This is a genomic window from Streptomyces sp. NPDC000348 (assembly GCF_042898795.1).
Classification (GTDB): domain Bacteria; phylum Actinomycetota; class Actinomycetes; order Streptomycetales; family Streptomycetaceae; genus Streptomyces.
On the sequence record NZ_JBIAZD010000010.1, the window covers coordinates 140932 to 162371 of the forward strand.

General features: G+C 71.9%; 20 protein-coding genes and 1 tRNA gene. 3 read left to right on the plus strand and 18 right to left on the minus strand.

The window, feature by feature from the left end; translation table 11 throughout:
* The 12 genes from secD to pgsA form a co-directional block, all read right to left on the minus strand.
* Positions 1-1797, minus strand: a complete 1797-nt coding sequence (secD, locus tag ACFY3N_RS21030; RefSeq protein ID WP_390818208.1) for a protein translocase subunit SecD — start codon at positions 1795-1797, stop codon at positions 1-3.
* Between the two features lie 132 nt (positions 1798-1929).
* Entirely contained in the window at positions 1930-2430 is a 501-nt protein-coding gene (gene yajC / locus ACFY3N_RS21035; RefSeq protein ID WP_390818209.1) for a preprotein translocase subunit YajC, read from the minus strand.
* A 165-nt stretch (positions 2431-2595) separates the two neighbouring features.
* Complete coding sequence (gene ruvB / locus ACFY3N_RS21040; protein WP_390818210.1) at positions 2596-3666, minus strand: Holliday junction branch migration DNA helicase RuvB; 1071 nt, start codon at positions 3664-3666, stop codon at positions 2596-2598.
* Between the two features lie 42 nt (positions 3667-3708).
* The gene (ruvA, locus tag ACFY3N_RS21045; RefSeq protein WP_390818211.1) at positions 3709-4314 is read right to left on the minus strand and encodes a Holliday junction branch migration protein RuvA; all 606 of its coding nucleotides are present in this window, start codon (positions 4312-4314) and stop codon (positions 3709-3711) included.
* The gene (ruvC, locus tag ACFY3N_RS21050; RefSeq protein ID WP_390818212.1) at positions 4311-4877 is read right to left on the minus strand and encodes a crossover junction endodeoxyribonuclease RuvC; all 567 of its coding nucleotides are present in this window, start codon (positions 4875-4877) and stop codon (positions 4311-4313) included. The genes ruvA and ruvC overlap by 4 nt, the downstream gene beginning before the upstream one ends.
* 107 nt (positions 4878-4984) lie before the next feature.
* A complete protein-coding gene (locus ACFY3N_RS21055; RefSeq protein WP_371237189.1) occupies positions 4985-5737 on the minus strand; it encodes a YebC/PmpR family DNA-binding transcriptional regulator in 753 nt (250 codons plus the stop codon).
* Between the two features lie 48 nt (positions 5738-5785).
* Positions 5786-6394 carry a pyridoxal 5'-phosphate synthase glutaminase subunit PdxT gene (pdxT, locus tag ACFY3N_RS21060; protein WP_390818213.1) on the minus strand — a complete coding sequence of 203 codons (609 nt, stop codon included), beginning with the start codon at positions 6392-6394 and terminating at the stop codon, positions 5786-5788.
* A gap of 6 nt (positions 6395-6400) precedes the next feature.
* Complete coding sequence (gene pdxS / locus ACFY3N_RS21065) at positions 6401-7312, minus strand: pyridoxal 5'-phosphate synthase lyase subunit PdxS (RefSeq protein ID WP_390818214.1); 912 nt, start codon at positions 7310-7312, stop codon at positions 6401-6403.
* 140 nt (positions 7313-7452) lie between these two features.
* Positions 7453-7995, minus strand: a complete 543-nt coding sequence (locus ACFY3N_RS21070) for a hypothetical protein (protein WP_390818215.1) — start codon at positions 7993-7995, stop codon at positions 7453-7455.
* Positions 7996-8060: 65 nt separating this feature from the next.
* The gene (locus ACFY3N_RS21075) at positions 8061-9224 is read right to left on the minus strand and encodes a glycosyltransferase family 4 protein (RefSeq protein WP_390818216.1); all 1164 of its coding nucleotides are present in this window, start codon (positions 9222-9224) and stop codon (positions 8061-8063) included.
* Entirely contained in the window at positions 9221-10162 is a 942-nt protein-coding gene (locus ACFY3N_RS21080) for a phosphatidylinositol mannoside acyltransferase (protein ID WP_390818217.1), read from the minus strand. The genes ACFY3N_RS21075 and ACFY3N_RS21080 overlap by 4 nt, the downstream gene beginning before the upstream one ends.
* The gene (pgsA, locus tag ACFY3N_RS21085; protein ID WP_390818218.1) at positions 10159-10830 is read right to left on the minus strand and encodes a phosphatidylinositol phosphate synthase; all 672 of its coding nucleotides are present in this window, start codon (positions 10828-10830) and stop codon (positions 10159-10161) included. The genes ACFY3N_RS21080 and pgsA overlap by 4 nt, the downstream gene beginning before the upstream one ends.
* A 467-nt stretch (positions 10831-11297) precedes the next feature.
* On the opposite strand from pgsA, the gene ACFY3N_RS21090 reads away from it, so the two are divergent.
* Together ACFY3N_RS21090 and ACFY3N_RS21095 are read left to right on the plus strand one after the other, a co-directional pair.
* Entirely contained in the window at positions 11298-13496 is a 2199-nt protein-coding gene (locus ACFY3N_RS21090) for an elongation factor G-like protein EF-G2 (protein ID WP_390818219.1), read from the plus strand.
* A gap of 219 nt (positions 13497-13715) precedes the next feature.
* A complete protein-coding gene (locus ACFY3N_RS21095) occupies positions 13716-15371 on the plus strand; it encodes a hypothetical protein (RefSeq protein ID WP_390818220.1) in 1656 nt (551 codons plus the stop codon).
* A 53-nt stretch (positions 15372-15424) separates the two neighbouring features.
* On the opposite strand, the gene ACFY3N_RS21100 is transcribed toward ACFY3N_RS21095, so the two are convergent.
* The 4 genes from ACFY3N_RS21100 to ACFY3N_RS21115 form a co-directional block, all read right to left on the minus strand.
* On the minus strand, positions 15425-15973 hold the full coding sequence (locus ACFY3N_RS21100; protein ID WP_390818221.1) for an HIT family protein: 549 nt from the start codon (positions 15971-15973) through the stop codon (positions 15425-15427).
* An 82-nt stretch (positions 15974-16055) separates the two neighbouring features.
* On the minus strand, positions 16056-18032 hold the full coding sequence (thrS, locus tag ACFY3N_RS21105) for a threonine--tRNA ligase (protein WP_390818222.1): 1977 nt from the start codon (positions 18030-18032) through the stop codon (positions 16056-16058).
* A gap of 93 nt (positions 18033-18125) precedes the next feature.
* Positions 18126-19358, minus strand: a complete 1233-nt coding sequence (locus ACFY3N_RS21110; protein WP_390818223.1) for a hypothetical protein — start codon at positions 19356-19358, stop codon at positions 18126-18128.
* Positions 19355-19921, minus strand: coding sequence for a DUF4365 domain-containing protein (locus ACFY3N_RS21115; RefSeq protein WP_390818224.1), 567 nt, complete (start codon positions 19919-19921; stop codon positions 19355-19357). Before ACFY3N_RS21115 ends, ACFY3N_RS21110 begins: the two co-directional genes overlap by 4 nt.
* A 168-nt stretch (positions 19922-20089) precedes the next feature.
* Here ACFY3N_RS21115 and ACFY3N_RS21120 point away from each other — a divergent pair, with 168 nt between their 5' ends.
* Complete coding sequence (locus tag ACFY3N_RS21120) at positions 20090-20815, plus strand: 3'-5' exonuclease (protein WP_390818329.1); 726 nt, start codon at positions 20090-20092, stop codon at positions 20813-20815.
* Positions 20816-20876: 61 nt separating this feature from the next.
* On the opposite strand, the gene ACFY3N_RS21125 is transcribed toward ACFY3N_RS21120, so the two are convergent.
* Positions 20877-20948 (minus strand) — tRNA-Val (locus ACFY3N_RS21125).
* Positions 20949-20987: 39 nt separating this feature from the next.
* Entirely contained in the window at positions 20988-21437 is a 450-nt protein-coding gene (locus ACFY3N_RS21130) for an SRPBCC family protein (RefSeq protein WP_390818225.1), read from the minus strand.
* Positions 21438-21440: the final 3 nt, after the last annotated feature.

Genomic DNA, 21440 nt, shown 5'->3' on the forward strand with positions numbered 1-21440 from the left:
TCACGCCTCCTTCGTCTGGGCAGGGGCGGAGGGACGGCGGGTACGGCGCAGGGGCGGCTTCGCGCCCAGTGCCTTCGGGTCCAGGCCGGACCACTTGTGGCCGCTCGCGAAGAACTTCCGGCGGGCCATCAGCGTGAGCAGGGGCTTGGTGAAGAAGAACACCACCACGACGTCGAGCACGGTGGTCAGGCCGAGCGTGAACGCGAAGCCCTGGACCTTGCCGACCGTGACGATGAAGAGCACCGCGGCGGCGAGGAAGGACACGAAGTCGGAGACCAGGATGGTGCGCCGGGCGCGCGGCCAGGCCCGCTCCACGGAGGGGCGCAGGGTGCGGCCCTCGCGGATCTCGTCCCGGACCCGTTCGAAGAACACGATGAACGAGTCCGCCGTGATGCCGATGGCGACGATGGCGCCGCACACGGCCGGCAGGTTCAGCGCGAAATTGATGGTCGGGCCGAGCAGCGCCATGATCACGTAGGTGAGGGCCGCGGAGACCAGCAGGGAGGCGATGGCGATGAAGGACAGGCCGCGGTAGTAGACCAGCAGGTAGAGGACGACCAGGGCGAGGCCGATGGCGCCGGCGATCAGACCGGCCTTCAGCTGCTCGCCGCCGAGCGCGGCGGTGACGGTGGTGACGCTGTCCTCGCGGAAGGTCAGCGGCAGGGCGCCGTAGGACAGCATGTTGGCCAGTTCCTGCGCCGACTGCTGGGTGAAGTTGCCGGAGATCTCGGCGTTGCCGCCGGTCAGGGCCTGGCTGACGTACGGGTCGGAGACGACCTCGTTGTCCAGGACGATGGCGAACTGGTTCTGCGGGGACTGGTTCTGGGCGAGCTGGCCGGTGATGTCGGCGAACTTCTTGGCGCCCTTGCCGGTGAAGTCCATCGTCACGGTCCAGCCGGCGCCGGTCTGGGTGTTCAGGACGGCCTTGGCCTCGTCGACGTCGGTGCCGTCGACCGCGGCGGGGCCGAGGATGTACTTCTGCCACTGGCCCTGGGAGTTCTGGCCGCAGGCCACGGTCGAGTCGGTGGACTTTGAACCGTCACCGGCCTTGGCGCGGACGCTCTCCTTGGTGCAGTCGAGCGCGGCGTACTGCGCCTGGAGCTCGCTGTCCGCGTCGCCGGAGGTGCCGCCGGTCGCGGACGCGGAGGGACTGGCCGCGTCCTCGGCCGTGCCGCTCGGGGAGGCGGAGGGCGTCTCGTCGGCCTTCAGGGCGTCGGTGACGGCACGGCCCTGGGTGGTGGCGTCGGCCGACGGGGAGGAACCGTCGGTCGCCTTCTCCGTGGCCCCGTCGGTCGCCTTGTCGGTCGCCTTGTCGGTCGCCTTGTCCTTGCCGGAGTCCTGCTCCGAGCCGTTGCCGGTCGCGCTGGGCGTGGGAGCGGCGCCGCCGCCGGCGAGTTCGGTGGCGACGACGGGACGGAAGTAGAGCTTGGCGGTGGTGCCGACCTGTTCCCGGGCCTGCTTGGAGTTCGTGCCCTTGGGAATGTTGACGATGATGTTGCGGGTGCCCTGCGTCTGGACCTCGGCCTCGGAGACACCGAGACCGTTGACCCGCCGCTCCATGATGGAGACCGCGGTGTCCATGTTGGTCTTGTTGATCGCGGACTCCTGGCCGGCCTCGGGGACCGCCGCCAGCGTGATGCTCGTACCACCGGCCAGGTCGATGCCGAGACGCGGAGTGGTGTGCCCGGAGGCGAACATCCCTCCGGTGAGCGCCACGATGGCGATCAGGATCAGAGCGAGCGAGCGCCACGGCTTACTTGTGGCGCTCGCGTTCCGTCCCTTTTTGACTGCTGCCACCTTCTCGTACTCCCTCTCGGGCCGCCTCGCGCCGGATCGACGGGCGGGCGGCCATGACATGGTGTCGGGACTCCGTGCGAGTCGGGCGTGTCCCGGGGCGCGCGGGCGGCACCCGCGCGCCCCGGGACACGGCTACTTCGCGTCGGGGTCGCCGTCGGACTTCTTCGGCTGCGCGTCCGCCTTCGCCTCGTCGGCGGTGTCGGCGACGGCCGGCTCGTCGGCCGCGTCCTTCTTGCCGAGGTCGACAGGCGTGTCGTCGGAGGCGGCGGCAGCGTCGGAGGAGTCGTCGGTCTCGGTGAGGGAGGAGGCGTCGTCGGGGACGACGTCGGCGTCGGACTTCAGGTCGTGCTCGATGCCGTGGACGATGCGGTTGTACTCCTCGTCGCTGAGGACGGCACCGATCGAGTTCTTGGCGAACAGCAGTTCCACACCCGGGCCGGCGTCGAGAAGGACCGTGTCCTCGCTGACCTCCTTGACCGTGGCGTACATGCCCCCGATGGTGCGGACGCCGGAACCGGGCTGCATCTGGTTCCGCATGTCGATGGCCTGCTGCTGCTTCTTCTTGGCCGACCGGGTCATCAGGAACATGGCCCCGATGAGCACAATGAACGGGAGGAGGGTCACGAGACTCACGGGTCGGAACTTCCTTCACACGACCGCGATGGTGAACGGCCTGATGGTTGGGGGTGTGTACTGCCGCCGACAAGGGCGGCATCGGCGGAGTCTAAGCGAGTCCGCGCGCAGGGAACAACGCTCAGCATGGCACCGGGGTTCCTGCCCCGGCCATCGTCCTCGCCGTCACGCCCCGAACAGGTCCCCTTGTCCGTTTCCGGGGGCCCCCGAGCGGGGCGGCGTGAGGCCGAGATGCGCCCATGCCGCCGGGGTGGCCACCCTCCCGCGCGGGGTGCGGGCGAGCAACCCCTCCCGTACGAGGAAGGGTTCGGCCACCTCTTCCACGGTCTCACGCTCCTCCCCGACCGCGACGGAGAGCGTGGACAGGCCGACCGGTCCGCCGCCGAACAGCTTGAGCAGGGCCTCGAGGACGGCCCGGTCCAGCCGGTCCAGGCCCCGGGAGTCGACCTCGTAGACGGCGAGGGCGGCCGCGGCGATGTCCTCAGTGATCAGTCCGTCGGCCTTGACCTGCGCGTAGTCCCGGACGCGGCGCAGGAGGCGGTTGGCGATGCGGGGCGTGCCGCGGGAGCGGCCCGCGATCTCCGCGGCGCCCTGCGGGTCGATCTCCACGTCGAGGAGGCTCGCCGAGCGGTGGACGACCCGCTCCAGCTCGGTGGGCTCGTAGAACTCCATGTGCGCGGTGAAGCCGAAGCGGTCGCGCAGCGGGGGCGGCAGCAGGCCGGCCCGGGTGGTGGCGCCGACCAGGGTGAAGGGGGGCAGTTCCAGGGGGATGGCGGTGGCGCCGGGGCCCTTGCCGACGATCACGTCGACGCGGAAGTCCTCCATCGCCATGTAGAGCATCTCCTCGGCGGGCCGGGACATGCGGTGGATCTCGTCGAGGAAGAGCACCTCGCCCTCCTGGAGGGAGGAGAGGATCGCCGCGAGGTCGCCGGCGTGCTGGATGGCGGGGCCCGAGGTGATGCGGATGGGGGCTTCCATCTCGGCGGCGATGATCATCGAGAGGGTGGTCTTGCCGAGGCCGGGGGCTCCGGAGAGCAGCACGTGGTCGGCGGTGGCGCCCCGCGCGCGTGCGGCGCGCAGCACGAGGTCGAGCTGCTCGCGGACCTTCTCCTGGCCGATGAACTCGCCCAGGTCCTTGGGGCGCAGGGCGGCCTCGACGGCCTGGTCCTCGCGGTCGGCGGACGCCCCGACGAGCCGCTCCTCGGCGGAGGTGTCGGTGGTGTCGTCCCAGTTCATGTGCGTATGCCTCAGCTCTTCGTACGGGCCAGGGGGCGCGGGTTATCGGGCGCGGTTCAGCGTCTGCAGGGCCGCCTTCAGCAGCTGCCCCACCTGCGGGGCGCCCCCGGCGGCCTCCGCCTGGGGCGCCACGGCGGACACGGCCTCGTCGGCCTCGCGGGTCGCGTACCCGAGGCCGATCAGGGCGGCGTGCAGCTGGTCGCGCCAGCCGCTGGTGACCGGTGCGCCGACGGCGGGGGCGCCGAGTGGCTCGCCGAGGCGGTCCTTGAGCTCGAGGAGCAGTTTCTGGGCGCCCTTCCTGCCGATCCCGGGCACGGCGGTGAGCGCCTTCTCGTCGCCGGTGGAGACGGCTCTGCGCAGGGCGTCGGGGGTGTGCACGGCGAGCATCGCCTGGGCCAGCCGGGGGCCCACGCCGCTGGCGGTCTGGAGCAGCCCGAAGACCTGGCGCTCGTCGTCGTCGGCGAAGCCGTACAGGGTCAGCGAGTCCTCGCGGACGACGAGGGAGGTGGCGAGTTTCGCGGGCTGTCCGACACGGAGCGTGGAGAGCGTGTTCGGTGTGCACTGGACGGCCATGCCGACCCCGCCGACCTCGACCACCGCGGCGTCGGGAGCGAGGGCGGCGACCGTGCCGCTGACGAAGGCGATCATGCCGTACGGCCTTTCGATGTGTGCGGGGTTCGTGGTGCGCGGGGGGTTTTCGAGGCGTGCAGGGCGGCCGCCTGCCGGAGGCGGTTCTGCGCGGGGGCGCGCCAGATGTGGCAGATGGCGAGCGCGAGGGCGTCGGCGGCGTCCGCGGGCTTCGGCGGCGCGTCCAGCCGCAGCAGGCGGGTGACCATGGCGCCGACCTGGGCCTTGTCGGCGCGGCCGGATCCGGTGACGGCGGCCTTGACCTCGCTGGGCGTGTGCAGGGCGACGGGGATGCCGCGGCGGGAGGCGCACAGGATGGCCACCGCGCTGGCCTGGGCGGTGCCCATCACCGTGCGCACGTTGTGCTGGCTGAAGACGCGCTCCACGGCGACGAACTCGGGCCGGTGCTCGTCCAGCCACTGTTCGAGGCCCTGCTCGACGGCGACGAGGCGGTGGCCGAGGTCGGCGTCCGCCGGTGTGCGGACGACGCCCACGCCGAGCATGGTGAGCGGCCGCCCGGCGACGCCCTCGACGACACCGACACCGCACCGGGTCAGTCCCGGGTCCACCCCCAGTACGCGCACGTGCCGGCCCCTTCTCTCGATCACCTGTTTGTGCAGGCTATCGGGTGCCACTGACAAAGCGGCGGGCCGGCGGAAGTGTCCCGCCGGCCCGCCGAGCAGTGGACGCGTTACGCGTCGACCTTCTCCATGATCTCGTCGCTCACGTCGAAGTTGGCGAAGACGTTCTGCACGTCGTCGCTGTCCTCCAGCGCGTCGATGAGCTTGAAGATCTTCTTGGCGCCCTCCTCGTCCAGCTCGACCTGCATGGTCGGGACGAAGTTGGCCTCGGCGGAGTCGTAGTCGATCCCGGCGTCCTGCAGGGCGGTGCGCACGGCGACCAGGTCGGTGGCCTCGCTGAGCACCTCGAAGTTCTCGCCGAGGTCGTTGACCTCCTCGGCGCCCGCGTCGAGGACGGCGGCGAGGACGTCGTCCTCGGTCAGCTCCCCCTTGGGGACGATCACCACGCCCTTGCGGTTGAACAGGTAGGACACCGATCCCGGGTCGGCCATGGAGCCGCCGTTGCGGGTCATCGCGACGCGCACGTCGGAGGCGGCGCGGTTGCGGTTGTCGGTGAGGCACTCGATGAGCACCGCGACGCCGTTCGGACCGTAGCCCTCGTACATGATCGTCTCGTAGTCGGCGCCACCGGCCTCGAGGCCGCCACCGCGCTTGATGGCGGAGTCGATGTTCTTGTTCGGCACCGACTGCTTCTTGGCCTTCTGGACGGCGTCGTAGAGCGTGGGGTTGCCGTCCAGGTCGACGCCGCCCATACGCGCGGCGACCTCGATGTTCTTGATCAGCTTCGCGAAGAGCTTGCCGCGCTTGGCATCGATCACGGCCTTCTTGTGCTTCGTCGTGGCCCATTTAGAGTGGCCGGACATCTGCCTGTCTCCTTCGCGTAACCCATCTCTGCAACGAACGCAGGAATCCTACAAGGACTCGGCCGCCCGGTACGCGTGCACCATGTCGACGAAGAGGCCGTGCACGCGGTGGTCACCGGTCAGTTCCGGGTGGAACGACGTGGCCAGCGCGTTGCCCTGGCGGACGGCGACGATGTGGCCGCCGTGCTCGGCGAGCACCTCGGCCCCGGCGCCGACGGACTCCACCCAGGGGGCGCGGATGAAGACGCCCTCCACCGGACCGCCCTCGACGCCCGCGACGTCGACCGCGGCCTCGAAGGACTCGTTCTGCCGTCCGAAGGCGTTGCGGCGCACGATCATGTCGATGCCGCCGACGGTCTCCTGGCCCGAGCGCGGGTCGAGGATCTTGTCGGCCAGCATGATCATGCCGGCGCAGGTGCCGTAGACGGGCATGCCCTCGCGCACGCGTGCGCGGAGGGGCTCCATCAGGCCGAAGAGGACCGCCAGCTTGGAGATCGTGGTGGACTCCCCGCCGGGGACGACCAGGCCGTCGACCGCGGCGAGTTCCTCGGGGCGCCTGACCGGCCTGGCCACGGCGTCGGCCGCGGCCAGGGCGATCAGGTGCTCCCGCACGTCGCCCTGGAGGGCCAGGACGCCTATGACAAGGGCGTTGCTCATCAGGGACTACCAGCCGCGGTTGGCGTAGCGCTCGGTCTCGGGGAGGGTGTCGCAGTTGATGCCGACCATGGCCTCGCCGAGGTTGCGGGACGCGTCCGCGATGATCTTCGGGTCGTCGTAGAAGGTGGTCGCCTTGACGATGGCGGCGGCGCGCTTGGCCGGGTCGCCGGACTTGAAGATGCCGGAACCGACGAAGACGCCCTCGGCGCCGAGCTGGCGCATCAGCGCGGCGTCGGCCGGGGTGGCGACACCGCCGGCGGAGAAGAGGACCACGGGGAGCCTGCCCAGCTCGGCGACCTCCTTGACCAGCTCGTACGGGGCGCGCAGCTCCTTGGCGGCGGCGTACAGCTCGTGGTTGTCGTAGCCGCGCAGGCGGGCGATCTCGTTCTTGATCTGGCGCAGGTGGCGCACGGCCTCGACGACGTTGCCGGTGCCGGCCTCGCCCTTGGAGCGGATCATGGCGGCGCCCTCGGCGATCCGGCGCAGGGCCTCGCCCAGGTTGGTGGCACCGCAGACGAAGGGGGTGGTGAAGGCCCACTTGTCGGAGTGGTTGACCTCGTCGGCCGGGGTGAGGACCTCGGACTCGTCGATGTAGTCGACGCCGAGCGACTGCAGCACCTGGGCCTCGACGAAGTGGCCGATGCGGGACTTGGCCATCACGGGGATGGAGACCGCGTCGATGATGCCCTCGATCATGTCCGGGTCGGACATCCGGGCCACGCCGCCGTCCTTGCGGATGTCGGCCGGGACCCGCTCCAGGGCCATGACGGCGACGGCGCCCGCGTCCTCGGCGATCTTCGCCTGCTCCGGCGTGACGACGTCCATGATCACGCCGCCCTTGAGCTGCTCGGCCATGCCGCGCTTCACACGGGCGGTGCCGGTCTCGGGACCCTGGTTTTCGGAGAGCGTGCTGGACACGAATGACCTCACTGAGGGGAAGGAGGGGATTTCTGCAGCACTGAGGAAACGTGAACGGAGCAGTCCACAGCAAGGGCCAATGGGAACCCGGTGGATCCTTTTCGGTCGGCGGGGGTCGGGCGCGTGGCCGGATTCCGCCGTTACGCGGCCCGCTCGACGAGGGCGGCGGGCGGCTCGTCGTCCATCTCGAAGGCCATCGGGAAGGGCGCGTGCCCCGCCAGCCGGAACCAGCGCACCTTGCGGTGCCGTCGCAGCGCCCGTGCCGCCCGTACGGCGTCGTTGTGGAAGCGGCGGGCCATCGGCACCCTGCGCACCGCCTCGGCGAGCTCCAGGGCCGCCTCCTCTCCCCCGGGCGCCTCCCTGACCGCGTCCACCTGGTGCGTGTCGCCGAACACCGCGCGCAGTGCCTGGCTGAGCTCGCTCTCCGCGACCTCGCGCTGCTCCTCGACCGCCTGCCGCGCGGCGTGCGCGGCCTCGTAGAGCACGATCGACGCGGCGGGGTCGAGCACCCCCGAGGTGGCCAGTTCCTGGGCCACGGAGGCACGGCGCAGCAGTTGGGCGTCGAGCGCGGCCCGGGCGGCGTCGATACGGGTGTGCAGCCGGTCCAGGCGTCCCGCCGTCCAGCTCAGATAGAGGCCGACGGCGACGAGGGCGACGAGGATCCAGATGAGGGTTGCGGTCACGGGCGGCAAGGCTAGTACCGCCGGTGGCGGTCGCCGTTCCCGGGGCGGCGGCCGCGGCCGGGGCGTCAGTCCCGTGCGAGCCCCAGCCGGGCCCTCAGTCCCGTCGCGCGGTCGTCCGTCGCCACCGCCGCCGCGCCCGCCGTCACCGTCTCGTAGACCGACAGGATGTCCGCGCCGACCGTCGACCAGTCGAAGCGGCGGACGTGGGCGCTGCCGCGTTCGCGGAGCTCCGCGCGGCGTTCCGGGTCCCCCAGGAGCCGTACCGCCGCCCGCGCGAGCGCGTCCGGGTCCTCGTTGGCGAACAGCTCGCCCGCCGCCCCCCGGTCGAGGACCTGGGCGAACGCGTCCAGGTCGGAGGCGAGCACCGGCGCGCCCGCCGACATCGCCTCGACCAGGATGATGCCGAAGCTCTCCCCGCCGGTGTTGGGCGCCACGTACAGGTCGACGCTGCGCAGGAAGCGGGCCTTGTCCTCGTCGCTGACCATGCCGAGGAACTCCACGCGCGGGCGCAGCTCCCGGGGAAGCGACTCGACCGCCTCCTTCTCGTCACCGCGCCCGGCGACCAGCAGCCGCGTCTGCGGCCGGGCGGCGAGGATCTCCGGCAGGGCCCTCATCAGCACCGGCAGGCCCTTGCGGGGCTCGTCGATCCGGCCGATGAAGCCGATGGTGTCGCCCTGCCACTCGGGTCTGGGCTCGGCCCCGGCGAAGAAGTCGACGTCGACGCCGTTCGGGATGACCACCGCGTCGCCGCCCAGGTGCTCGACGAGGGTGCGGCGGGCGTACTCGCTCACCGCGATCCGCGCGCTGATCTTCTCCAGGGCGGCCTGGAGGATCGCGTACGCGGCGATCATCGCGCGGGAGCGCGGGTTGGAGGTGTGGAAGGTGGCGACGATCGGTCCCTCGGCCGCCCAGCAGGTCAGCAGGCCGAGCGAGGGCGAGGTCGGCTCGTGGATGTGGACGACGTCGAAGGCGCCCTCGTGCAGCCAGCGCCGCACCCGCGCGGCGGACAGGAAGCCGAAGTTGAGCCGGGCCACCGACCCGTTGTACGGCACCGGCACCGCGCGGCCGGCCGAGACGACGTACGGCGGCAGCGGGGTGTCGTCGTCGGCCGGGGCGAGAACCGACACCTCGTGGCCGAGCCGGATGAAGTACTCGGCCAGGTCGCGGATGTGGAACTGGACGCCTCCCGGCACGTCCCAGGAGTACGGGCAGACGATGCCGATCCTCACGGGGTTCCCTTCCGGTCCTGCTCGGGGGCGGTCGCGGGGTCCCGCGCGGGGTCGAGGTCCCTCAGCCACAAGCGCTGGAGCATGTGCCAGTCCTCCGGATGGTCGGCGATCCCCGTGGCGAAGGCGTCGGCCAGCGCCTGTGTCATGACGGACGCCCGCTCGGGGCGCGTGCCCGACCCGGGGACCTCGACCGGCGGATGGACGCGGCCCCGCATCACCGGCGAGTCGTCGTACCAGAGGGTCACCGGCAGCAGCCGGGCCCCGGTCTGCTGGGCGAGCAGGGCGGGTCCGGCCGGCATCCGGGCCCTCTCGCCGAAGAAGTCGACCTCGACACCGGAGGCGGACAGGTCGCGGTCGGCGACCAGGCAGACCAGTCCGCCGTCGCGCAGCCGCCGGGCCAGGGCGCCGAAGGCGGAGCCGCCGTTGTGCGGCAGCACCTCCATGCCGAGGCCCTCGCGGTAGGCGACGAACCGGTCGTACAGCGTCTCCGGTCTCAGCCGCTCGGCGACGGTGGTGAACGGGATGCCGAGCTTCGTGGTGACCCAGGCGCCGGCCAGGTCCCAGTTGGCGAGGTGCGGCAGCGCGAGGACGACGCCCTTGCCGGCCGCCATGCCGTCGGTCAGGTGGTGGAGGTCCTTGACGTCGAGGCCGTCCGCGATGCGCTCGGGACTCCAGGCGGGCAGCCGGAAGGACTCCATCCAGTAGCGCAGGTACGACCGCATCCCCGCGCGGGAGAGTTCGGCCAGCCGCTCCGGGCCCGCGTCCGGCACGACGCGGGCGTAGTTGCTCTCCAGCCGGAGCACGCCCTTGCCGCGCCGCTTCCACGCGAGGTCGGCGACGGTCCTGCCGAGGCGCGCGGCGGCGGGCTCGGGGAGTTTCCTGACGGTGGCCCAGCCGGCGCCGTACAGGGCGTCGGCCAGCCTCTCCCGGGCGCTCACTTCGCGGCCTCGCTCCCCCGGGTCTCCTGCCGCTCCGCGGCCTCCACCTCGGCGGACTCGCGGCGCACGGTGACCACCCGCTGGATCAGCGTGACCAGACTGCCGACGGCGACGATCCACAGGGCGACCGGCAGCAGGTACTGGATGCCGGGCACACCGAACGCGTGCAGGCCCGCGAAACCGGCCGCGACCAGCGAGACCACCAGCCGTTCGGCCCGCTCGACCAGCCCGTTGACGGCGACCGGCAGGCCGATCGACTCGCCGCGCGCCTTGGTGTACGACACCACCTGGCCGCTGGCCAGGCAGAAGATCGACACCGCGCACAGCACGTTGTCGTCGCCGCCGCCCGCGTACCACAGGGCGAAGCCGCCGAAGATCGCTCCGTCGGCGACCCGGTCCAGGGTGGAGTCCAGGAAGGCCCCCCAGCGGCTGGAGCGGCCCAGCTGGCGGGCCATGTTGCCGTCGACGAGGTCGGAGAAGACGAACAGCGTGATCACGACCGTGCCCCAGAAGAACTCGCCCCTGGGGTAGAAGACCAGCGCGCCCGCGACCACTCCCGCGGTGCCGATGAGCGTGACCGTGTCGGGGCTGACCCCCCGCCGGATGAGAAACGCGGCGAACGGTGTGAGGACACGCGTGAAGAATGCACGCGCGTACTTGTTCAGCATGGCCTTCCCGACGGTCGGTGGGGCCGCGCGGCCCCTGCTGGCCACCCGGCGGGCCCAATCGTAGCCAGGCGCACGCGCGGGCGGCGGCGGGGCACCCGTACGCCCGCGCGGGGGCGGGACCCCGCGCGGCGGATCGTGCCGGGGACGCGGCGCCCGGCCCACGCTCCCCGGCGGTCCGGGGGCGTGGGCGGTGTCCCGGCCGCGTCGTCGTCCCTCGCCGGCCCCCGTGCCCGGCCCCGCTCGGGCCGTGGGCCCCCGGGCGGGGCCGCTCCCCGTCGCCCTTGCTCACCCGGGCCGCGAGGCGCCGCCGTGAACGGGACCGGAGGCCGGGATCACGTCCTTCGTATGGACGCACCGTGACGGGAGTGGAAAGCTCGAAGGACCGCGGGCGTCGCCGGAGCCGCACCGCACGCGGATTCCGCGGGTCCGCGCCCACAGTGACCTCACCGTGCACGGGAGGCAGGACCATGGGCGACAAGGCGCACACACACTCCGGAGCCGCCGGCAGGGCGCAGGCGGCCGATCACCCCACGTCCGTACGGAATGTGGTGCTGGTCGGCCACTCCGGATCGGGCAAGACGACTCTGGTGGAGGCCCTCGCGCTGACCGCGGGGGCGGTGAACCGGGCGGGCCGCGTGGAGGACGGCGGCACCGTCTCCGACTACGACGACATCGAACACCGGCAGCAGCGCTCCGTACAGCTCTCCCTGGTGCCCCTCGAATGGGACGGCATCAAGGTCAACCTGCTGGACACCCCCGGGTACGCCGACTTCGTCGGGGAACTCAGGGCCGGTCTGCGGGCGGCGGACGCGGCCCTCTTCGTCGTCTCGGCCTCGGACGGCGTGGACGGCTCGACCCGCATGGTGTGGGACGAGTGCGCGGCGGTCGGCATGCCGCGCGCCATCGTCGTCACGCACCTGGAGGCGGCCCGCGCGGACTTCGGGGAGATGACCCGCGTCTGCGCGGAGACGTTCGGCGGCGACGACCCCGACGCCGTGCTGCCGCTGTACCTGCCGCTGCACGGCCCGGAGGGGCCCGACGGGCACGCGCCCGTGACGGGGCTGACCGGACTGCTGTCGCAGAAGCTGTTCGACTACTCCACCGGCGAACGCAAGGAGTCCGAGCCCGGCGAGGACCAGCTGCCGCTGATCGAGGAGGCCCGCGGCCGGCTCATCGAGGGGATCATCGCCGAGAGCGAGGACGAGACCCTGATGGACCGCTATCTCGGCGGTGAGCGGGTCGACGTCGAGACGCTCGTCGAGGACCTGGAACGGGCGGTCGCGCGCGGGGCGTTCTTCCCCGTCCTGGCCGCCGCGCCCGCCGCCGACGGCGCCCGTCAGGGACTCGGCACGGTCGAACTCCTCGAGCTGGTCACCGGCGGCTTCCCGACCCCGCTGGAGCACGGCACCCCGAGCGTGACCACCGTCGACGGCAGGCCGCGCGAGCTGACACCGTGCGACCCGGACGCCCCGCTGGTCGCGGAGGTCGTGAAGACCTCCTCCGACCCGTACGTCGGCCGGCTCTCCCTGGTCCGGCTCTTCTCCGGCACCCTGCGCGCCGACCAGACCGTGCACGTCTCCGGACACGGGCTCGCCGACCGCGGCCACGAGGACCACGACGTCGACGAGCGGATCGGCGCCCTGTCCACACCGTTCGGCAAACAGCAGCGGCCCGTCTCCCACGTCATCGCGGGCGATCTCGCGTGCGTGGCGAAGCTCAGCCGCGCGGAGACCGGGGACACCCTCTCCGCCAAGGACGACCCGCTGCTCGTGGAGCCGTGGGACATGCCCGATCCGCTGCTGCCGCTGGCCATCCAGGCGCACAGCAAACCCGACGAGGACAAGCTCTCGCAGGGTCTGTCCCGGCTCGTGGCCGAGGACCCGACGATGCGGCTGGAACAGAACCAGGACACCCGCCAGGTGGTGCTGTGGTGCCTGGGCGAGGCGCACGCGGACGTGGCCCTGGAGCGGCTGCGCAGCCGCTACGGCGTCCAGGTCGACGTCGTACCGCACCGGGTGTCGCTGCGCGAGACGTTCGGCGGCAGGGCCGCCGGGCGCGGCCGGCACGTCAAACAGTCCGGCGGGCACGGGCAGTTCGCCATCTGCGAGATCGAGGTGGAGCCGCTGCCGAACGGCTCGGGCATCGAGTTCGTCGACAAGGTGGTCGGCGGCGCGGTGCCGCGCCAGTTCATCCCCTCCGTCGAGAAGGGCGTACGGGCCCAGGCCGCCAGGGGAGTCGCCGCAGGGCATCCGCTCGTCGACGTGCGGGTGACCCTGCTGGACGGCAAGGCGCACTCCGTGGACTCCTCCGACGCCGCCTTCCAGACGGCCGGCGCGCTGGCCCTGCGGGAGGCGGCCGCGGACGCGAGGATCCATCTGCTGGAGCCGGTGGCCGAGGTGAGCGTCCTGGTCGGCGACGACTACGTCGGCCCCGTGATGAGCGACCTGTCCGGCCGGCGCGGCCGGGTGCTCGGCACCGAGCAGTCGCCGGGCGGACGCACCCTCGTCAAGGCCGAGGTCCCGGAGATCGAGATCGGCCGGTACGCCGTCGACCTGCGCTCCCTCTCGCACGGCACCGGCCGGTTCAGCCGCCGGTACGCACGGCACGAACCGATGCCCCCGCACGTGGCGGAACGGGTCAAGGAGGAGGCGCGTGCCGCCTCGTAGCCGGTGACGGGCGCCCCCGGGAAGACCCGGCGGGCGCCCGCGTACGCGCCGGGCACCGGGGCTGCTCCGGAACGCCTCACTTCGTGGCGGCGGACGGCTTCGGCCGTCCGCCGACGGACGACCGTGGGTACGGATACGCTGAATACCTGATCAACAGGTGTGCACAGCAGGGAAGTCGGGAAGGCCGCAAGACGACAGTCGCGGCGATCGGGGGCGGGAATGACCGTTGAGAGCGGTTACGCGGACTTCTTCGGTCCGCAGGTGCCGCGCACGGGCGACGAGGGGCAGACGCCGACGTTCGCGCTGGCCTCGGCGGCCTATCGGGACAACGAGGCCGAGGAGATACTCAAGGCCAACGGCGAGTGGCACAAGTCGGCCGTCAGCAAGCCCAGGGTGAAGCTGTTCCGGCCGAATCTGGGCGAGGCGTTCTCCAGGGCGGTCATCGACCGGATGCTCGGCTCCGGCCGCGCGGCGCTCATCCAGTCCTTCGGCACCCAGCCCCAGGTGGTGGTCGAGCACGCGCTGGCGGCGCACCGCATCCGCCGTGAGCGGGACAACTGGCTGAGCGCCGTCATGGTCCTGTGCGGGCTGCTCTTCCTGCCCGGTCTGCTCGTGTGGCTGCTGGTCTTCCAGATCCGCACGACGATGGCCAAGCGGGAGGACAAGCGGGCCGGCGCGCTGGCCACCACGCTGCTGGTCGCGGTGGGCGCCCTCGCCGTGCTCTTCTTGATCAAGATGCCGTTCGGCGGGTTCTGGGGCTGGTACGCGCGCGCGTCGGTGGTCGCCCCGGTGGTGGGCTGGTTCTGGGCCAAGCACATCTGCGAACGCACCGCGAGGGACCTCAGGGAGCGCTGGAGCAGCCTGCTCTCCGGCGGCAGCGTCGGCGCCAAGGTGCCCGAGGCGGTGCCGAGCAGCCCCGGCGAGACGGCGGCCGAGCAGCTGCGCCAGTCCCTGGCCCGGCTCAGCGCCGAGCAGCAGTCCAACTCCGTGTTCTACGCGGGCCCCAAGGGCATACTCGGCATGGGCACGCGCTGGGGCAGCTGGCAGCTCGCCGAGGACCTGGTGCCGGCCGACCCGGACCGGGAGATCAACCCGTTCCGCAGCTGGGACGTCATCAAGGCCATCCACGACCGGCTGCGGATGCTGGAGCGCGGTCCCCTGCACACCGGGGGCTTCCCCACGCCGTCGGTACGGCACTGGATCGTCACCCCGATCGGCGAGAACGCCGACGCGGTGTCCCGGCCCGAGGGCACGGACGTCGAGGCCTACCAGGTCAAACCGCACGCCATCCAGGACATCTGCAACAAGCAGCAGTTCGGCGCGGGCGACCGGCACTACCTGGGCGTCCAGTGGACCCTGTGGGACGGCCAGCTGGTCCTCACCATGCTGATCACGGTGACCGTGCTGCACGAGACGCTGCGCATCGAGGTGACCGGACACGCGCTGGGACCGGTGCACTCCCTGTTCACCAGCAAGCCGGCCGCCAAGGAGAAGACGGTCCAGAAGTCGGTCAGGTTCTGGGAGACCCGGACGGTGAAGCTCCCCCTGGTCGACACCGACGAGGTGGTACGACTGGCCGCCCGGGCACCGCTGACCTGGTACCCGCCGCTGCTGTACTGGCTGGGCGGCAAGCTGAGCCTGCCCGAGCCGTTCGGTCTGCGGCACGCCTGGGCCGACAGGCCGTGGCGGCACCGCTTCATGGCCGACGACGCGCTGCGCGCGGCGACCCCGGTGCTGCGCGTGGTGCACGCGGCGGCGATCAAGGTGCTGGAGGAGAACGGCGTGGACACCACGAAGTTCGGTGCGCGGTCGTCGTCCCTCAGCGCCGCGGTGCAGGAGGCCACGCCCAAGAAGGCCGACGTGTACGACGCGTGAACCGGTGGTGGGTCCGCCGCCCGTACCGGGTACGGGCGGCGGGCCCACCGGACTCACGCCGTCGGCCACGCCTCCGCGAGCATCTTCCGGGTGTCGGCCAGCAGCTGCGGCAGCACCTTCGTGTGGCCGACCACCGGCATGAAGTTCGTGTCGCCGCCCCAGCGCGGCACGACGTGCTGGTGCAGGTGCGCGGCGATGCCCGCGCCCGCGACCGTGCCCTGGTTCATGCCGATGTTGAAGCCGTGCGCGCCCGACGCCGTGCGCAGTGCCGTCATCGCCTGCTTGGTGAGCTCGGCGAGCTCCGCCGTCTCCTGCGCGGTGAGGTCCGTGTAGTCGGCCACGTGCCGGTACGGCACGGTCATCAGATGGCCGCCCGTGTACGGGTAGAGGTTGAGCACCGTGTAGACCCGCTCGCCGCGCCGCAGGATCAGCCCGTCCTCGTCGGACTTGGCCGGGATGGAGCAGAAGGGACAGCCGTCGTCGGCGCCCGGGCCGCTCGGCTTGTTCTCGCCCTGGATGTACGCCATCCGGTGGGGCGTCCACAGACGCTGGAACGCGTCCTGCGTGCCCACTCCCCACTGCTGCTCCGGCTCACTCGTCATGCGTGCAGCATATGGCGTCGCCGGAGGAGCGCGGAGAAGGCCCCCGGGATCGCTCCCGGGGGCCTCGCGGTCATCCGCGCGGTCAGACCTGCGTCCGCTCCTCGACGACCTTCGCGATCTTGGCGATGGCCTCGTCGACGGGGATGCCGTTCTCCTGCGAGCCGTCGCGGTAGCGGAAGGAGACCGCGCCGTTCGCCATGTCCTCGTCGCCCGCGATGACCATGAAGGGCACCTTCTGCTTCTGGGCGTTCCTGATCTTCTTCTGCATCCGGTCCGAGGAGGAGTCGACCTCGACGCGCAGCCCCTGCCTGCGGGCCGTGTCCGCGAACTTCTCCAGGTAATCGACGTGCGCGTCGCCGATCGGGATGCCGATCGCCTGGACCGGGGCGAGCCACGCCGGGAACGCGCCCGCGTAGTGCTCCAGGAGCACGGCGAAGAACCGCTCGATCGAGCCGAACAGCGCGCGGTGGATCATGACCGGGCGGGTCTTGGAGCCGTCCGCGGCGGTGTACTCCAGGTCGAAGCGCTCCGGCAGGTTGAAGTCGAGCTGGATGGTCGACATCTGCCAGGTGCGGCCGATGGCGTCCTTGGCCTGGACGGAGATCTTCGGGCCGTAGAAGGCGGCGCCGCCCGGGTCCGGGACCAGGGGCAGGCCCTGCTTCTCGGCGACCTGGCGCAGCGTCTCGGTGGCCTCCTCCCAGGCCTCGTCGGAGCCGACGAACTTCTCCGGGTCCTTGGTGGACAGCTCCAGGTAGAAGTCGGTCAGACCGTAGTCGCGCAGCAGGTTCAGGACGAAGGTGAGCGTCTTGTCGAGCTCCTCCGACATCTGCTCGCGGGTGCAGTAGATGTGCGCGTCGTCCTGGGTGAAGCCGCGGGCCCGGGTCAGGCCGTGCACGACGCCCGACTTCTCGTACCGGTACACGGTGCCGAACTCGAACAGGCGCAGCGGCAGTTCACGGTAGGACCGGCCGCGCGCGTCGAAGATCAGGTTGTGCATCGGGCAGTTCATGGGCTTGAGGTAGTAGTCCACGCCCTCGTCGAGCTGCATGGGCGGGTACATGCCGTCGGCGTACCAGTCCAGGTGGCCCGAGGTCTCGAAGAGCTTCCCCTTCGTCGCGTGCGGGGTGTAGACGAACTCGTAGCCCTCCTCCTCGTGGCGGCGGCGCGAGTAGTCCTCCATGACCCGGCGGATGATGCCGCCCTTGGGGTGGAAGACGGCGAGGCCGGAGCCGATCTGCTCCGGGATGGAGAACAGGTCCAGCTCGGAGCCGAGCTTGCGGTGGTCGCGCTTCTCGGCCTCGGCGAGGAACTCCAGGTGCGCCTTCAGCTCGTCCTTGGACGGCCAGGCGGTGCCGTAGATGCGCTGGAGCATCGGGTTCTTCTCGCTGCCGCGCCAGTAGGCGGCCGCGTTGCGCATCAGCTTGAAGGCCGGGATGTTCCGGGTGGTGGGCAGGTGGGGGCCCCGGCAGAGGTCCTTCCAGCACAGGTCACCGGTCTTGGCGTCCAGGTTGTCGTAGATCGTCAGCTCGCCGGCGCCGACCTCGACGTCCGCGCCGTCGTCGCTGGAGGCCGAGCCCTTGAGTCCGATCAGCTCCAGCTTGTACGGCTCGTCGGCGAGCTCCTCGCGGGCGGCCGCGTCGGACACCACGCGGCGGGAGAAACGCTGGCCGCGCTTCTGGATCTCCTGCATCTTCTTCTCGATGGCCTTGAGGTCCTCGGGCGTGAACGGCTTCTCCACGTCGAAGTCGTAGTAGAAGCCGTCCCGCACCGGCGGGCCGATGCCCAGCTTGGCCTCGGGGAACAGCTCCTGCACGGCCTGGGCCATGACGTGCGCGGTGGAGTGGCGCAGGATGTTCAGGCCGTCCTCGGAGGAGATCTCCACGCCCTCGACGGTCTCGCCGTCCCCGACCTCGTAGGAGAGGTCCTTGAGCTCGCCGGCCACGCGCGCGGCGATGACCGAGCGCTCGCCGGCGAAGAGCTCGGCGGCCGTGGTGCCCGTCGTCACCACGCGTTCTTCCCGCTCGGAATCGCGCTGGATGATCACACGGACGTCTGACACCGGTCTCTCCTGACTGAAGGCTGGGGTCGCGGCGCCGTACCGGAGCGCACGCATGGGTGCGATCGTACCGACCCGGGCCCGCCGACCGCGAAATCAGTCCCCGCAGTCCGGTCCGCAGGCCTCACCGAAGAAGGCCGCGGTCTCGGCGTTCGCCTGGAGTGCCTTGAGCAGCCGGTCCCGCTCGGCCTCGTCGACCTGCACCGGCGCCACCTCCCGGACATCGGTGAGCCGGCGGAAGCCGCCCCTGCTCTCCAGCCGCCCGCACACCCGCACGGGCAGGCCGACGAGGTGGGCGTGTCCGGCGATGCGGTAGTCCTCCTCACCGAGCGTGATCCGGACGTGGCCGACCTCCGCGCCGGCGAGCACCCGCAGCCGGACCGTGCCCTCGTCGCGGGGCCCGGACCGGTGCATCCGCACGACCGCGCCGGTGATCCGCACCGTGACGGACGGCTCCGCGCGCCGGTAGCGCAGGCCGGCCTCGCGCAGGACGGGCAGGTCGCCGGGTGAGAACCCGACGGGTTCCGCGGCGGCGCAGCCCGCGGGCACACCGGCCGCCGGGGCCCAGGCCACGGCGATCCGGGCGCCCTGGGTGCCCCGGACCAGGGCGACGAGGGCCTCGGTGAGCTCATGGCTGACGCCGGCCGTGACCGCGGTGTCGAAGGCGTCCATGCCGCCGGTGGCGCGGCGGTGGTCGATGGCCTCACGGGTGGCGCACAGGGCGTGGTGGAGGCGTACGGCGAGGGAGCGGCCGGTGGTGACGGGGGCGAACGCGGTCAGCCGGCGCCCGCCGGGTGCGGGTCCGACGAGGACGGTGTCCAGGGCTGCGGCGGCCTGGCGGCGGTGCCGGGCGCCGTGGAAGCCGGCTCGCGCCCGGGTGGCGAGCGCGGCGGCGAGGAGGGTCCGGCGGGCGGCGGAGCGCAGCCGTTCCTCCGCGGTCCAGGCGGCGGCGCCGCCGGGTCCGGCCGGGGTGTCGCGCCACCAGCGGATCTCGTCGCTGGGCACGGCGAGGGCGAGCAGGATCTCGCGGGCGGAGGGCGTGGCGCTGCGGGACAGGGCGAGCAGCGCCTCGGCGAGCAGGTCCTCGCTGTCGGGGAAGTCCCGGGCGGCCGGTACCAGCAGGCTGGTGCCGGTGCCCGGTCCGGGCGGGGTCCAGCGGCCGTAGCGTCCGGCGGCGCCGCCGCGCCGCTGCCAGCCGTGCCGGTGCAGGAGGGCGGTGAGCACGGCGGGGTCGACGTCGGCGGCCTCGGGCGGCCGGCCGTCGTGGGCGGCGTCGGCCGGATGCGGGCGTACGGGCCTCAGGGGCTCCCCGGTCGGGCGGTGCGTCACGGTTTTCCTCCCGTCCCGACCCGCGTCATGATCTCGCACAGCGCCCGGTCGTCGAAGATGCGTGAGGTGGGGATCCGTACGGTGGTGCGGCGCCGGCCGGTGACCGGGTGTCCGGCGAGGTTGGTCCAGTAGCAGCAGTGCCGCAGGTCGAGCCGGTCGTGGCCGGCGCGCAGCCAGTCGTCCCGGACGCGCGGCACGATCATCACGACCAGGATCTTGTGGACCGAGACCGGGGTGCGGGCGAGCTTCTCCAGGTGCGCGTTGTCGAGGGTGAAGGAGAAGGAGCGGCCCGGCGGGTCGGGGGCGACCTGGTACGTCGCCTTGAGCTGCACCTTGATGGTGACCTCGTCGTCGACGACGTGACCGGCGGCGCTGTGGCTGACGTGCCAGTCGATGCCGTTGTCCGGGAACGGCTGGGACAGTGAGCAGCCCGCGGCGGCCGCCACGGCGTGCAGATAACCGACCTGCAGGGTCTCCATGCAGGCGGTGGTGGCGAGAGTGCCGCGAGTGGGTGGCGTGCGCTCGGGCAGCAGCCCGCCCCGTTCGGGCTGCGCGATGGCCATGGCCAACAGCCTTCCAGAACAAGTGTTTCCCCGCTGCGGGTCGCTGAACTGCGAGGACCCGTACTCCTGTTGTCTCCTTCCGGCGTACGGCGCAAACAGGCCGGGTATCACCGGTTCGGGCAGCGGACGGTGCGTCGACTGCCGGTGGTGAACGAGGGGTTGTGGAACATGGCGTGCTGGTATGAAGGGCCGTTGGCCGCTTTCGACACGGAGACGACGGGTGTGGACGTCGAGACCGACCGGATCGTGTCGGCCGCCCTCGTCGTGCAGGACGCGCCGGGCGCCCGGCCGCGGGTGACCCGCTGGCTGGTGAATCCGGGGGTGCCGGTGCCGGCCGCGGCGACGGAGGTGCACGGACTGACGGACGAGCATCTGCAGCGCAACGGCCGCTGGCCGGCGCCGGTGATGCACGAGATCGCGGGGGCGCTGGCGGAGCAGGCCAGGGTGGGCCGCCCCCTGGTGGTGATGAACGCGCCGTTCGACCTGACGCTGCTGGACCGGGAGTTGCGCCGTCATCGCGCGTCGTCGCTGGGCCGCCGGCTGGAGCGGACGCCGCTGCTGGTGCTGGATCCGTGGGTGCTGGACAAGCACCTGGACCGCTATCGCAAGGGCCGGCGCACGCTGACCGATCTGTGCGCGTACTACGGCGTCGAGCTGGAAGGGGCGCACGACGCGGCGGCGGACGCGGCGGCCGCGCTGGAGGTGACCCGGGCGGTGGGGCGGCGCTTCGCGTCCCGGCTGGAGCGGCTGTCCCCCGGCGAGCTGCACACCCTGCAGGCGGTGTGGCACGCGGCGCAGGCACGGGGGCTGCAGGCGTGGTTCGCGCGCACGGGCACGGAGGAGGTGGTGGACCCGGCCTGGCCGCTGCGTCCGGATCTGCCGACGGCGGCGTGAGCGTCACCCTTTTCGGGGATGCGAAGAAGCCGGTCCGTCAGGGACGGACCGGCTTTCCCGGTGGGCGATACTGGGTTCGAACCAGTGACCTCTTCGGTGTGAACGAAGCGCTCTCCCACTGAGCTAATCGCCCGGGAACGGACTGAACAATACAGGTCCGGGGACGCTTCCTTCAAACCGCTTCCAGGTGGGCGGCCAGCCCCCGCCGGCCGGCCCGCATCATCAGGGCGTGGTTGGCGCGGAGGACGGGCCGTCCCGGTACGGCGAGCAGGCGCAGCAGTGGCTTGCGGACGTGGACCTCCTGCTCGTAGTGGGCGAGGCAGCCGTGGGGCCCGAGGCGGGTGACGGTCCAGCGGGCCCAGCCGTCGATGTCGCCGGACAGGCCGACCTCCAGGATCCCGGTCTCCGGGTCGCGCCGCCCCTCCCGCAGGGTCGAGGTCAGGTCGTACGGCAGGAGGGAGCGGATCGTGACGACCCCGCTGGTGTCGTCGAGCCGGGTGACGTCCCGTACCTGGGGCCACCACAGGGGGTAGTCCTCGATCCGCTCCAGGACGCGGTGGACCACCGGGGCGGGCGCGGACAGGGTCCACAGACTGCGGAAGCGGTAATGGTTCCAGTCCATGGA

What these genes read in the sequence shown, in the direction of transcription:
- ruvB (WP_390818210.1), bottom strand. Translation starts at nt 3,666, where the DNA reads ATGAACTGGGACGACACCACCGACACCTCCGCCGAGGAGCGGCTCGTC.
- ruvA (WP_390818211.1), bottom strand. Translation starts at nt 4,314, where the DNA reads ATGATCGCCTTCGTCAGCGGCACGGTCGCCGCCCTCGCTCCCGACGCC.
- ACFY3N_RS21055 (WP_371237189.1), bottom strand. Translation starts at nt 5,737, where the DNA reads ATGTCCGGCCACTCTAAATGGGCCACGACGAAGCACAAGAAGGCCGTG.
- pdxT (WP_390818213.1), bottom strand. Translation starts at nt 6,394, where the DNA reads ATGAGCAACGCCCTTGTCATAGGCGTCCTGGCCCTCCAGGGCGACGTG.
- pgsA (WP_390818218.1), bottom strand. Translation starts at nt 10,830, where the DNA reads ATGCTGAACAAGTACGCGCGTGCATTCTTCACGCGTGTCCTCACACCG.
- ACFY3N_RS21090 (WP_390818219.1), top strand. Translation starts at nt 11,298, where the DNA reads ATGGGCGACAAGGCGCACACACACTCCGGAGCCGCCGGCAGGGCGCAG.
- ACFY3N_RS21095 (WP_390818220.1), top strand. Translation starts at nt 13,716, where the DNA reads ATGACCGTTGAGAGCGGTTACGCGGACTTCTTCGGTCCGCAGGTGCCG.
- ACFY3N_RS21100 (WP_390818221.1), bottom strand. Translation starts at nt 15,973, where the DNA reads ATGACGAGTGAGCCGGAGCAGCAGTGGGGAGTGGGCACGCAGGACGCG.
- ACFY3N_RS21115 (WP_390818224.1), bottom strand. Translation starts at nt 19,921, where the DNA reads ATGGCCATCGCGCAGCCCGAACGGGGCGGGCTGCTGCCCGAGCGCACG.
- ACFY3N_RS21120 (WP_390818329.1), top strand. Translation starts at nt 20,090, where the DNA reads ATGGCGTGCTGGTATGAAGGGCCGTTGGCCGCTTTCGACACGGAGACG.
- ACFY3N_RS21130 (WP_390818225.1), bottom strand. Translation starts at nt 21,437, where the DNA reads ATGGACTGGAACCATTACCGCTTCCGCAGTCTGTGGACCCTGTCCGCG.